Consider the following 12,794-nt stretch of genomic DNA (forward strand, 5'->3'; position numbering starts at 1 on the left):
GGACGCAACCGTGAACTTATGGGGAGAGTGCATGCGCAAGGCGCTCAGATGGCTTCTGTCGCTGGTGGTGCTCATAGGCACCGTCGGCACGGCGAGTGCGGCAGGGGCGGCCACCGCCGCCGAACCGCGGGCCACCGACATCAAGGACCGACTCCTCGCGATACCGGGCATGAGCCTGATCGAGGAGAAGCCGTACACCGGCTACCGCTACTTCGTCCTCAACTACACCCAGCCGATCGACCACCGGCACCCCTCCAAGGGCACCTTCAAGCAGCGCCTGACGGTCCTGCACAAGGACACCGCCCGCCCCACGGCCTTCTTCACCAGCGGCTACGGGGTCTCCACGAACCCCAGCCGCAGCGAGCCGACGCGGATCATCGACGGCAACCAAGTCTCCTTGGAATACCGCTACTTCACGCCGTCCCGTCCCCAGCCGGCCGACTGGTCCAAGCTCGACATCTGGCAGGCGGCGAGCGACCAGCACCGCATCTTCAAGGCGCTGAAGCCCCTCTACGACAAGAAGTGGGTGGCCACCGGCGGCTCGAAGGGCGGCATGACGGCCACGTACTACGAGCGCTTCTACCCGCGTGACATGGACGGCGTCGTCGCGTACGTCGCCCCGAACGACGTGGTGAACAAGGAGGACTCGCGCTACGACAAGTTCTTCGAGACCGTCGGCACCAAGGAGTGCAGGGCCAAGCTGGAGGCCGTGCAGCGCGAGGCACTCGTGCGCCGCGAGCCGCTGGAGAAGAAGTACGCCGCCTTCGCCGAGGCGGGCGACTACACCTTCAAGACGGTCGGCAACCTCGACAAGGCGTACGAGGCGGTCGTCCTCGACCTGGTGTGGGGCTTCTGGCAGTACCAGCCGGAGTCCGCGTGCGCCGACGTCCCCGACGCCAAGTCCTCCTCGGACCAGGTGATCTTCGACTACGTCGACGCGGTGGGCGGCTGGTCCTCCTACACCGACCAGGGCCTGACCCCGTACACGCCGTACTACTACCAGGCCGGTACGCAGCTGGGCTCGCCCGACATCAAGCAGCCCTGGCTCGGCGACCTGAGCCGCTACGGCTACCAGCCGCCGCGGAACTTCGTGCCGCGTGACATCCCGATGAAGTTCCAGTCGGGCGCCATGAAGGACGTCGACCGCTGGGTGCGGCACAACGCGCAGCGGATGCTGTACGTCTACGGCGCGAACGACCCATGGGGTGCCGAGCCGTTCCGTCCCGCCAAGGGCGCGAAGCACGACTCGTACGTCTTCACCGCTCCCGGGGCCAACCACGGCGCGAACGTCGCCGGTCTCGTCCCGGCGGAGAAGGCCAAGGCGACGGAGCGGATCCAGGCCTGGGCCGGCGTCTCCACCTCGGCTTCTCCCAAGCCGCTGGCTCCGTACGACGCGAAGCTCGACCGCAAGGACGAGCACAAGCAGATGACGCTGCGGCCGTAACGCCCGCTCTGTCACCGGCTTCGCCGGGTACGTCCTCAAACGCCGGACGGGCTGACTCGCAGCCCGTCCGGCGTCAGGGACCCGCTCACACCCGCACCGCACACCCCACCGGCTTCGCACCCCCCAGCGACACGTAGAGCTGTGTCGCGGCGGGGCACAGGGACCGCTCGGAGACGGCCACCGTCACCCGGTACTCGGGGGCCGTCGTCCCGGACCCGTCGCAGGCCGTCTCCCGCACCTCGCCCCGCCCCGCCGCGTAGACGCAGTCCCCGACCACCGTCCGGGGCCCGCCCCCGCCCCCGGGGTCCCCGGGATGCGGCTCCTCCAGGTTCCGCATGCAGGCGTAGCCCCGCGGCACCTCGCCGTTGCCGTCCTCGTCCGCCGCGGGCCTGTTCTCACTGATGTGGAGCACGAAGTCCGTGCGGACGGGGCACGAAGGGCCATCCGAGACCTTGCCGTCGTAACGGGCGATGACCCTGGCCGTCGCCCGCTCGCTCGTGCACGACACCTCCGTGAAGCTCTCGCGCCCCCGCGAACCGCACTCGTCCACCGCGAGGAAGACGGCGCCGGACCCGGACGACACCGACGAGGTCGGCTGCCGGCCCTTCAGGCGGCCCGACGCGTCCGGCCCCGGATCCGAGGACTTCTGGCAGCCGGTCACGGCGGCGCACAGCGTCACCGCGAGCAGCACGAGCAACCCCCGCACCACCACGGACCACGCCGTGTTCCTGCCAAGCAAGGCACGCATGGCAAACCCCCCGATATGTGCACCCAGCGTGACCCGCCGGAGCGGGTGCACGCCAGGTGCGTGGGGTGCTTTGGGTCAGCCGGCGGTGGCACGCCGGGGGCGCGGCGTACAGGTCAGTACGTCAGCCCGTGCCCGAGCGGATACAGCACCTGCCCCGGATCATCCGCACGCTGCACCGGCACGGGCAGCTTCCCCCGCGGCTCGGCGCGCCCCGCGATCACCCGTACCGCGGCCCGCAGTTCGACGTCCGTCCAGCAGTACGCGGCGAGCGACGCGCCCACGCTCGGGAGCCACGCCACGTCGTACGGATTGCGGATCGCGAGGGCGACGACGGGGACTCCGGTCGCCACCAGCGCCTTCACCAGGGCGATCTGGGCGCTGCCCGCCCCCACGTTGTACGTGCCCACGAGCACCGCGGCCTTGCCCGCGGACGCCGCAACCGCTTCGGCGATCCTCGCGGCGGAGGGGGCCGTGCCCGTCGGCAGCACCGTCGGCGTGAAGCCGAGGTCCGTCAGCTCGCGGCCCATGACGGCCGTCGGAGGACCCGTCGTCCCCGACGGCGACGCCGGGTCGGCGCCCACGACGAGCACGTCCCGGTGCGTCCGCCGCGACAGCGGAAGCAGCCCGTCCGTGTTGAGCAGCAGCGTCGTCGTCTCCTCCGCGATCCGGTCGGCGGCGGCGAGATGCGCGCGCGTGCCGACCGCCCGGTCGACACCGCGCGAGGTGACGTACGGGTCGGAGAAGAGGTCGAGCTTCGCCTTGAGGCGCAGGATCCGCAGGATCGATTCGTCGAGCCGCGCCTCCGTCAACTCGCCGTCCCGCACGGCCTGGAGCACCGCGTTCCAGGCGGTCTCCGGCTTCGGCGGGTTCAGGAGCTGGTCGACGCCCGCCTTCAGCGCGAGCACCGGCACGCGGTCGTCGCCGTACTTCGTGCGGACGCCCTGCATGCCGAGCGAGTCCGTCACCACGACCCCGTCGTAGCCGAGTTCCTCGCGCAGGATGCCGGTGAGGATGGGGTGGGAGAGCGTCGCCGGGTCCTCGGCCGGATCGAGGGCGGGGACCACGATGTGCGCGGTCATGATCGAGTCGATGCCCGCGGCCACCGCCGCACGGAACGGCGGGGCATCCAGGGTCTCCCACTGCTCACGGGTGTGGTGGATGTACGGCAGCTTGGAGTGGCTGTCGTCCTTGGTGTCGCCGTGCCCGGGGAAGTGCTTGGACGTCGACGCGATGTCCGTGCCCTGATAGCCCTTGACCTGCGCGGCGACCAGGTCGGCCACCGCTTCGGGGTCCGAGCCGAAGGACCGTACGCCGATGACGGGGTTGCCGGGATTGACGTTCACGTCGGCGACCGGGGCGTAGTTCTGCCGGATGCCGAGCGCGCGGAGTTCGGCACCGGCGATGCGGGCCGCCTTGCGCGCGGTGGAGCGTGAGCCCGCGGCGCCCAGGGCCATCGCGCCGGGCAGGAGCGTGGCGGGGATGCCGACGCGGGCCACGGCGCCGTGCTCCTGGTCGGTGGAGATGAGGAGCGGGATGCGGGCGGTGGGGGACTGCTCCGGGTGCTCGGGGGTGAGGGCCGCGCGCTGGATGCCGTTCGAGAGGTCGGCGATCTGGTGCGGGGCACGGGTGTTGTGCGCCCAGCCGAAGTAGATGATGCCGCCGAGGTGGTACTTGGCGACCGCCTCCGCGGCGGTGCGGACGCCGAGCTCCTCGACGTTGGCGTCGATGTCCGCCTGGTCGGGCTCGGTGGCGGAGTGGCCGTACACGTGCATCACGAAGAGCTGGCCGACCTTCTCCTGGAGGCTCATGCGGGAGATGAGCTCCCGCAGCTTCCGGTCGCGACCGCGGTCGCCGCTGCCCGCCGCGTGAGCTGCGGAGGGCGCGGCCAGGGCCGTCGCCGCGACGGCCGTGGCGGTGAGCAGGGTGCGTCTGGAGGCGGGGCGGTGGGACATGTGCGCTCCTTCGGGGACGGAAGCCGGGCCGGAGCCGGGTGAAGGAAACTTTCCGGAAGTCACGGATATCCCGAAGATTTCTGCCGGTCAAGGGATGTGGCGTCCACTGTGGAGGAGAGGGGCCGTCACCGGCGCTGTTGAAGGGGTTCGCACCGGTGACGGCATGCTGCCGGCCGCGGGCGGCAGAGAGGGTGGTCAGCGTTCGCAGCCAGCAGCGATGCCGACACCGCCTCGCGGAGACTCACTTGGCAGCACGCCGGTTGGACGAGGGTTGCTCCGCCAGGGTTCCCGGTCGGAGGGCGATTTCAGGAAATGGTGCGGACGGGAATCCTGAGCTTCAGGAAGCCCGCATCGCGGGCGCCGCGGCGGGTATCGCGGTCGCGTCATCGGGCGTCGCGGGTGCCGCGTCCGGCTTCGTCGGCGCCGCGTCGGACCAGTGGCCCCGCAGGGTCCGTACCGTCTCGGCGATCGCGGGGCGCCGCGACGCCCCGGCCCGCCACAGCGCGTACAGCCGCCGCACCGGCAGCGGATCGAGCCGCACGGTGACCGCGCCGGCCGGGATCGGCCCGCGGCCCAGGCGGGGGATGAGCGCGATGCCGAGCCCCGCCGCGACCAGCGCGACCAGGGTGGGGTTCTCCTCCGCGGTGTGCGCGATGTCCGGCTCGCAGCCCGCCTCCCGCAGGGTGCGGACCAGCCACTCGTGGCAGACGAGCCCCGGCGGCTGCGTGATCCACCGCTCGCCCTTCAGCTCCTCGCGGCGCACGGCACCGCGTCCCGCGAGCCAGTGCCCCGCGGGCACGACGAGATCGCAGTAGTCGTCGCCGATGACGGCCTGTTCGACGCCGGGCGGCGTGGGCAGCGGTGCGATGTCCCAGTCGTGCACGACCGCCATGTCCACCGCCCCCTTGGCCACCAGGTCGATGGAGAGATGCGGGTCGATCTCCGACATCCGGGCGTCGAGTGCGGGATGCCGGTGGGCGAGATCCGCGAGGGCGCCGGGCAGCAGGCCGCGCGCCGCCGAGGCGAACGCCGCGATGGTCAGACGCCCCGCGGGCAGCCCGCGCCGCTCCTCCAGTTCGGTCTCCGCGCGCTCCACGATCGCCATCAACTCCTGGGCGGTGGAGGCCAGGTGACGTGCTTCCTCGGTGAGCGCCACGCCCCTGCCCTGCCGTTCGAGGAGGGTGGTGCGCGTCTCGCGCTCCAGCTTGGCGATCTGCTGGGAAATGGCGGACGGGGTGTAGCCGAGCGCGGTGGCGGCGGCGCCGACGGTGCCGTGCACGGAGACCGCGTGCAGGGCGCGGAGCCGAGCGAGATCGAGCACGGGAAGCCCTCCCCATTCGTCGGCGGTGCCTCTCGGCAGCCGCCCGACCAGTTAGCGTTGCTTCATCCCATCATGCAGATATCCGCGCTGGTCCTACATGGTCCGGGCGGGTGATCCTCGACGCATGCGACCCGCACATGTCCTCCTGGCCGTCCTCGTCGCCGCCGTCTGGGGCGTCAATTTCGTCGTCATCGAGGTGGGCCTCGACCACTTCCCGCCGCTGCTCTTCTCCGCCCTGCGCTTCCTGGTGGCGGCGCTGCCCGCGGTCTTCTTCGTGGGGCCGCCGAAGGTCGCCTGGAAGTGGGTCGTGGGGGTCGGGCTCGTCCTGGGGGTCGCCAAGTTCGGGCTGCTGTTCATCGGCATGGACGCGGGGATGCCGGCCGGGACGTCCTCCCTGGTCCTCCAGATCCAGGCGGTGTTCACGGCGCTCTTCGCCTTCGTGACCCTCGGTGAACGGCCCGGCCGCGTACGCCTGTTGGGCATGGTCATCGCGCTCGCGGGCATCGCCGTCGCGGCGGTCGACGAGGGCGAGTCGGGGCCGCTCACGGCCTTCGCGCTGCTGATCGGCGCCGCGGCCTGCTGGGGCGCGTCGAACGTCCTGACCCGCAAGGCGTCCCCGCCCGACGCGCTGAACTTCATGGTGTGGGTGAGCACGGTCCCGGTCCTGCCGCTGCTCGGGCTCTCGCTGCTCTTCGAGGGCCCGGCGGCGGACCGCGCCGCCCTGGGCTCCCTGGACTGGCAGGGCGCGGGCATCATCGTCTACGTCGCGTGGATCACGACGGTCTTCGGCTTCGGCGCCTGGGGCTATCTGCTGCGCCGCCACCCCGCGTCGACCGTCGCCCCCTTCTCGCTCCTGGTCCCGGTGTTCGGGATGTCCGCCGCCGGTCTCGTCCTGGGCGAGTCGGTGAGCGCCCTGGGGTGGTGCGCGGCGGCGCTCCTGGTCGGCGGGGTGGGCCTGGCGTCCCTGGCCGGGGCCGGGCGGGGCGGGGTCAGGCGGGGCGGTTCAGGAGCCGTGACAGGAAGCCCCGTCCCTGGCCGAGGAGTTCGGGCAGCGGAGCCGCGTCCTCGTACCACCGCTTCTCGTACTCCCAGCACAGCCAGCCGTCCCGGTGCTCCCCGCTGAGCAGCACGTCCACTACCTCGGCGAGCGGCAGGACGCCCTCGCCGAGCCCCAGCGGCGTCGTGTCACCGTCCCCCGCGATGTCCTTCACCTGGACGTAGCCGAGGTACGGGGAGAGTGCCGCGTGGCTCTCTGCGGGGGACTCGCCGCCGAGCCAGGTGTGCATCACGTCCCACAGGGCGCCCGCGTGCCGGTGGCCGACCGCGCCGAGCACGCGGGTCGCTGCGGCGCCCGTGCGGTGCGAGTCGTGGGTCTCCAGGAGGATGCGTACGCCGAAGTCCGCGGCGTGTTCGGCCGCGGTGCCGAGCCGTCGGGCCGCCGTCGCGTCGGCCTCCTCCGTGCTCTGCTCGGTGCCGCCGCCGGGGAAGACGCGGATGAAGGGGGCGCCCAGGTCGCGGGCGAGGGTGAGCAGGGAACGTATGTCTTCGAGGACCGGTTCGTCGTCGCCCGGTTCGGCCACGCGCGCGTACCCGGAGATTCCGAGGATCTCGATGCCCGCTTCCTTGAACTGGGCGGCCACATCGGCCCGTTCGGCGAGGTCGATCCCCGGGTGGACCGGCTCCTCGGGGTGCGCGCGCAGCTCGATGCCTTGATAGCCGTGGGTGGTTGCCAGGCTCAGCACGTCGGCCAGGGGGAGTCCGGGCACGCCGAGGGTGGAGAAGGCGAGTTTCATGACGCCGACCCTAGGTGCAGGTGCCAGTCCTGTCCCACCAGGTCGACGCCGAAGGAGCGGTGCGGCTTCTCGTCCACGAGGACGAATCCGTGCCGCTGGTAGATGGTGCGGGCCGCGCCGAGGATGTCGTTGGTCCACAGGACCATCTCGCGGTACCCCACTCCGCGGGCGAACTCGATGCAGGCGCCGACGAGTTGATCGCCTATTCCGTGACCGCGCGCGTCCGGCTCGACGAGCAGGAGCCGCAGCCGGGCGGTCCCCGGCGCGTCGTCGCGCACGCACATCACGCAGCCCGCGGGCCGCCCGTCGAGCTCGGCGATCCACACCCGCTCCAGGTGCGGGTCGTGATCCTCCGCGAAGTCGGCGACGATCCGGGCGACAAGTCCCTCGTAGTCGGTGTTGAACCCGAACTCGGCCGCGTACAGGGCGGCGTTGCGCTGCACGATCCACCCGAGGTCGCCCGGGGCCGGCTCGCGCAGGACGCAGCGCGAAGGAACCGCCCCGCTCCCGCCGCCGCTCAGGATCTCCCGCACGGTGCGCATCGCCTCCGCGAGGCGGGGCCGCTCGGCGGCCGGGACGTTCGAGAGCAGCGAGCCGACGGCCTCGCTGGACCGCTCGTCCAGCAGCCCGGCGGTCTCGCGCCCCCGCGCGGTGAGCGTGATGCGCTGGCGCCTCGGGTCGCGCTCGGAGGGCGCCCGCACGACGATCCCGGCTTTCTCCAGCTTGCCGAGAAGACGGCTCAAGTACCCGGCATCCAGGCAGAGTTCACCGCGCAGATCGGCCGCGTCGAGATGACTGGCGTGGTTGAGCTCGTAGAGGACGCGGGCCTCGGTGAGGGTGTACGGGACGTACAGCTGGCGGCTGTAGTCGAGGGCGCCGATGAGGTTCGTGTAGAAGCGGTTGAACGCACGGATCTCATGGATGGGCGTATCGGTGGCGTGCGGCACAGGGAATCACTCCGGAGCGTCGGGCCGGTTTACCCTTGACTGAGTCAAGGGTACGCCCGCGTCACCGCTGCCCGCCATGGATTGCTGGGGAGGATTTTTCCCGGCCGACGCCAGCCTCCTTCGTCCGGCGATGCCAACGACATCGAGGGCTCACCGACACGGCGGCGCCGTGGACCCCCGCACCATCAGCTCCGCGGCGATCGTCGCCACGCCGCCGGGCGGTGCCTCCTCCGCGCCCGTGGCGAGGCGGCCCGCGCGGGCGCCCGCCTCGTGCAGGGGCAGGCGCACGGTCGTCAGGGCGGGGACGGCGTCCACCGAGAACGGCAGGTCGTCGAAGCCGGCCACCGAGATGTCCTCGGGGATGCGCAGGCCGCGCTCGCGCAGGGCGGCGGACGCGCCCAGGGCGACCGTGTCGTTGGCGGCCACGATCGCTGTCAAGTCCGGTGCGCGGCGCAGGAGTTCGAGGGTGGCCTCGTAGCCGGACCGGCGGGTGTAGGGGCCGTGGACGGTCAGCTCGTCCTGGTCGGTGTTCCCGGCGTTCCCGTTGCCCCCGGCGCCGGTCGTGGACGCCGCGAGCGCGTCACGGTGGCCTTCGAGCCGGTGCCGGGTGGTCGTCCGCTCCAGCGGTCCCGCCACGTACCCGATCCTGCGGTGCCCCAGCGTCAGCAGGTGCTCCGTGAGCCGCCGCCCGCCGTTGCGGTTGTCGAAGGTGAGGGTGGCCACCGCCGCGTCCGAGTCCTCAAGGGGCGGCCGTCCGCAGAGCACGATCCGGGTGCCCGCGTCCGCGAGGCGTGCCAGCTTCGCGGACATCGCGGCGGCGTGGGCGGGGTCCTCCAGGGCGCCGCCGGTCAGCACGACGGCGGCGGCGCGCTGCCGCTGGAGCAGGGTCAGATACGTCAGCTCGCGCTCCGGGGAGCCCCCCGTGTTGCAGACCACGGCCATCCGCTCGCCCCCGGCGCGCCCGCCGGGCCCGCCGATCTCGGACTGGACGGCGCCCGCCATGATCCCGAAGAACGGGTCGGCGATGTCGTTCACGAGAATGCCGACCAGGTCGGAGGTGGCCGCGGCGAGCGAACTCGCGGGCCCGTTGAGGACGTAGTCGAGGTCGTTCACGGCCCGAAGGACACGCTCCCGGGTGGCAGCGGCCACCGGGTAGTTGCCGTTCAGCACGCGGGAGACGGTAGCGGGGGAGACCTGGGCGCGGGCCGCCACGTCCGCCAGGGTCACGGTCATCTCGTCGTCCTCCGGTCACGGCTCTGGTCCGAAGCCCTTGTCCGAACCTTGTGCGGCAGGCTAGCTTCTTCTTGGATAGAAAGCGCTTGCTATGCGCTTACCTGCGTACGGAGGGACCCCTGTGACTCGCAAGACGGTGCGCATCGCCATGAACGGCGTGACGGGACGGATGGGCTACCGCCAGCACCTCGTCCGCTCCCTGCTCGCCCTGCGCGAGCAGGGCGGTCTCCCCCTGGGCGACGCGGAGGGCACGGTGCTGTGGCCGGAGCCGGTCCTGGTGGGCCGCAGAGAGCACGCACTGCGGGAGATCGCGGAGCGCCACGGACTTGACCCCGGGAAGGACGTCTCGACGAACCTGGACGCGGTCCTCGCCGACCCCGCCGTCGACATCTACTTCGACGCGCAGGTCACGTCCGCGCGCGAGGAAGCCATCAAACGGGCCATCGCCGCGGGCAAGCACATCTACACGGAGAAGCCGTCCGCGACCGGCCTCGCGGGAGCCCTCGAACTGGCCCGTCTTGCCCAGTCGGCCGGCATCAAGCACGGCGTGGTCCAGGACAAGCTCTTTCTGCCGGGCCTGCTGAAGCTGAAGCGCCTCATCGACGGCGGCTTCTTCGGCAAGATCCTGTCCGTCCGGGGCGAGTTCGGCTACTGGGTCTTCGAGGGCGACTGGCAGAGCGCCCAGCGCCCCTCCTGGAACTACCGCTCGGAGGACGGCGGCGGCATCGTCGTCGACATGTTCCCGCACTGGGAGTACGTCCTGCACGAGCTGTTCGGCCGCGTCCGCAGCGTCCAGGCGCTGGCCGCGACGCATGTGCCGCAGCGCTGGGACGAGCAGAACAAGCCCTACGACGCCACGGCGGACGACGCCGCGTACGGCATCTTCGAGCTCGAAGGCGGTGCGATCGCGCAGATCAACTCCTCCTGGACGGTCCGCGTGAACCGCGACGAGCTCGTCGAGTTCCAGGTGGACGGCACGGAGGGCTCGGCGGTGGCCGGCCTGCGCAACTGCCGCGTACAGCACCGGAGCAACACCCCCAAGCCGGTCTGGAACCCGGACCTGCCCGCCACCCACTCCTTCCGTGACCAGTGGCAGGAGGTCCCCGACAACCAGGAGTTCGACAACGGCTTCAAGGCACAGTGGGAGCTGTTCCTGAGGCACGTGTACGCGGACGCGCCCTACCACTGGGACCTGCACGCGGGCGCGCGCGGCGTGCAGCTCGCCGAACTGGGTCTGAAGTCCTCCGCCGAGGGCCGCCGCATCGAGGTCCCGGAGATCACCCAGTGACGCTGCTGCTGCCGCGCGTGGACGGCACCACGTACGCGTACGAACCCCGCCCGGCGCCCGTGGAGGCGGCGGCCGGAGGCTCCGCCCTCACCTCCCGCACGGTCTTCTCGGCGGCACACGTGGTGGCGGACCCCCGCGCCGACGTGTCCCCGGACTCCCCGGCGGCCGTCGACTGGGACGCGACCCTCGCCTTCCGCCGCCATCTGTGGGCGCAGGGCCTGGGGGTCGCCGAGGCGATGGACACCGCGCAGCGGGGGATGGGCCTCGACTGGAAGGGCGCGGCGGAACTGATCACGCGGTCCGCCGCCGAGGCGAAGTCGGTGGACGGTGCGATCGCCTGCGGCGTGGGCACGGACCAGCTGACAGGACCCGCGGACCTGCCGGCGGTCCGCGCCGCCTACGAGGAGCAGCTCGCGCTTGTCGAGTCGACCGGCGCCCAGGTGATCCTGATGGCGTCCCGGGCCCTCGCGGCGGCGGCGACGTCACCGGACGACTATCTGGAGACGTACGGCCACCTTCTGCGGCAGGCGAGCGAGCCGGTGATCCTGCACTGGCTCGGCCCGATGTTCGACCCGGCGCTCACCGGCTACTGGGGCAGCGAGGACCTGGACGCGGCGACCGACACCTTCCTGGAGGTCATCGCCGGGCACCCCGACAAGGTCGACGGCATCAAGATCTCCCTCCTAGACCCGGGGCGCGAGATCGCGCTGCGCCGCCGCCTCCCGGACGGCGTGCGCTGCTACACGGGGGACGACTTCAACTACCCCGAGCTGATCGCGGGCGACGAACAGGGCTTCAGCCATGCCCTGCTGGGGATCTTCGACCCCTTGGCCCCCTTGGCGGCACAGGCGGTACGCCTTCTCGACACCGGTGACGTGAAGGGGTTCCGCGCCTGCCTGGACCCCACGGTCGAACTGTCCCGCCATCTGTTCCAACCGCCCACACGCTTCTACAAGACAGGAGTCGTGTTCCTGGCGTGGCTGGCGGGCCACCAGAGCCACTTCACGATGGTGGGCGGCCTCCAGTCGGCACGTTCGCTGCCGCACCTGGTGCACGCCTACGAACTGGCGGACGCCCTGGGCCTCTTCCCGGACCCGCTCCTGGCCGAGTCCCGCATGAAGTCCCTTCTCACCACGTACGGAGTCCAGCAGTGAGCGAGGCCTTGGCGCGGTTCTCCATCAACCAGATGACGGTCAAGCAGCTGTCGTTGCCGGAGCTTGTCTCCGCGTGCACGGACCTGGGGGTCCCCGGGGTGGGCCTCTGGCGGGAGCCGGTACAGGCCTACGGCCTGGAGGAGACCGCCAAACTGGTGCGCGACGCGGGCCTGTCCGTCACGACGCTCTGCCGTGGTGGCTTCCTCACGGCGATCGAGCCGCACGCGCGCGTGGCGGCCGTCGACGACAACAGGGCGGCGATCGACGAGGCGGCGACCCTCGGCACGGACACGCTGGTGCTGGTCTCCGGCGGGCTGCCCGCCGGCAGCAAGGACCTGCACGGGGCGCGCGCCCGTATCGCCGACGCGCTCGGTGAACTCGCCCCCTACGCCGCCTCGCGGGGCATCCGCCTTGCCATCGAGCCCCTCCACCCCATGTTCGCGTCGGACCGCTGCGTGGTCTCCACGCTGGCCCAGGCCCTCGACCTGGCGGAGCTGTTTCCCGCCGCGGAGGTCGGGGTCTGCGTGGACACGTACCACGTGTGGTGGGACGACCGGGCGCCCGCGCAGATCGCCCGCGCGGGGCGGGCGGGCCGTCTCCACGCGTTCCAACTGGCCGACTGGGTCACGCCGTTGCCCGAAGGCGTCCTGAACGGCCGCGGCCAGCTCGGCGAGGGCTCGGTCGACCTGCGCTCCTGGCGGGCGCTGGTGGAGGAGGCGGGCTACGGGGGCCCCATCGAGGTGGAACTCTTCAACGAAACCCTGTGGTCCCACCCAGGCAAGGACCTCCTAAAAGCAACAACCACCGCCTACGTCAGCCACGCCTGCTGACCCCCACCCCCTGCCGGGGCGGGCCCCCGGCAGGGCGGGGCACCCCGCACCCACTCCCTGAACGAACAAGCCTTTCCCACCCAC

Annotated in this window: 10 protein-coding genes and 1 pseudogene; 5 read left to right on the forward strand and 6 right to left on the reverse strand. The window is 71.7% G+C overall.

The genetic code is table 11. From position 1 onward, the window contains the following. Positions 1–31: 31 nt before the first annotated feature. Complete coding sequence (locus tag OG302_RS26735; protein ID WP_371529089.1) at positions 32–1,444, forward strand: S28 family serine protease; 1,413 nt, start codon at positions 32–34, stop codon at positions 1,442–1,444. An 85-nt stretch (positions 1,445–1,529) separates the two neighbouring features. On the opposite strand, the gene OG302_RS26740 is transcribed toward OG302_RS26735, so the two are convergent. The 3 genes from OG302_RS26740 to OG302_RS26750 all read right to left on the reverse strand — a co-directional run bounded on the left by OG302_RS26740 (position 1,530) and on the right by OG302_RS26750 (position 5,465). Next, positions 1,530–2,192: a hypothetical protein gene (locus tag OG302_RS26740; RefSeq protein ID WP_371529090.1), complete on the reverse strand. Its 663-nt coding sequence runs from the start codon at positions 2,190–2,192 to the stop codon at positions 1,530–1,532. A gap of 113 nt (positions 2,193–2,305) precedes the next feature. Beyond that, a complete protein-coding gene (locus OG302_RS26745) occupies positions 2,306–4,144 on the reverse strand; it encodes a glycoside hydrolase family 3 protein (protein ID WP_371529091.1) in 1,839 nt (612 codons plus the stop codon). A gap of 337 nt (positions 4,145–4,481) precedes the next feature. Continuing rightward, positions 4,482–5,465 (reverse strand): LysR family transcriptional regulator, encoded by a 984-nt coding sequence (locus tag OG302_RS26750; RefSeq protein WP_371529092.1) that lies wholly within the window; start codon positions 5,463–5,465, stop codon positions 4,482–4,484. A 124-nt stretch (positions 5,466–5,589) separates the two neighbouring features. On the opposite strand from OG302_RS26750, the gene OG302_RS26755 reads away from it, so the two are divergent. Then, the gene (locus OG302_RS26755; RefSeq protein ID WP_371529093.1) at positions 5,590–6,588 is read left to right on the forward strand and encodes an EamA family transporter; all 999 of its coding nucleotides are present in this window, start codon (positions 5,590–5,592) and stop codon (positions 6,586–6,588) included. Here the strand turns inward: OG302_RS26755 and OG302_RS26760 are convergent. The 3 genes and pseudogenes from OG302_RS26760 to OG302_RS26770 form a co-directional block, all read right to left on the reverse strand. Next, a pseudogene (locus OG302_RS26760) lies at positions 6,539–7,258 on the reverse strand (sugar phosphate isomerase/epimerase family protein); the annotation flags it as partial. The gene OG302_RS26755 and the pseudogene OG302_RS26760 overlap by 50 nt on opposite strands. Further along, entirely contained in the window at positions 7,255–8,205 is a 951-nt protein-coding gene (locus tag OG302_RS26765) for a GNAT family N-acetyltransferase (RefSeq protein ID WP_371529094.1), read from the reverse strand. The pseudogene OG302_RS26760 and the gene OG302_RS26765, both read right to left, overlap by 4 nt. Before the next feature lie 150 nt (positions 8,206–8,355). Further along, positions 8,356–9,438, reverse strand: a complete 1,083-nt coding sequence (locus OG302_RS26770) for a LacI family DNA-binding transcriptional regulator (RefSeq protein WP_371529095.1) — start codon at positions 9,436–9,438, stop codon at positions 8,356–8,358. A gap of 121 nt (positions 9,439–9,559) precedes the next feature. Here OG302_RS26770 and OG302_RS26775 point away from each other — a divergent pair, with 121 nt between their 5' ends. Genes OG302_RS26775 through OG302_RS26785 form a run of 3 tightly spaced genes read left to right on the forward strand, consistent with a single transcriptional unit; the run spans position 9,560 to position 12,710 of the window. After that, positions 9,560–10,726 (forward strand): Gfo/Idh/MocA family protein, encoded by a 1,167-nt coding sequence (locus OG302_RS26775; RefSeq protein WP_371529096.1) that lies wholly within the window; start codon positions 9,560–9,562, stop codon positions 10,724–10,726. Further along, positions 10,723–11,880 carry a dihydrodipicolinate synthase family protein gene (locus OG302_RS26780; RefSeq protein WP_371529097.1) on the forward strand — a complete coding sequence of 386 codons (1,158 nt, stop codon included), beginning with the start codon at positions 10,723–10,725 and terminating at the stop codon, positions 11,878–11,880. Before OG302_RS26775 ends, OG302_RS26780 begins: the two co-directional genes overlap by 4 nt. Before the next feature lie 32 nt (positions 11,881–11,912). Then, positions 11,913–12,710, forward strand: coding sequence for a sugar phosphate isomerase/epimerase family protein (locus OG302_RS26785; protein WP_371750242.1), 798 nt, complete (start codon positions 11,913–11,915; stop codon positions 12,708–12,710). Positions 12,711–12,794: the final 84 nt, after the last annotated feature.

Source organism: Streptomyces sp. NBC_01283, from assembly GCF_041435335.1.
In the GTDB taxonomy this organism is placed as follows: Bacteria; Actinomycetota; Actinomycetes; order Streptomycetales; family Streptomycetaceae; genus Streptomyces.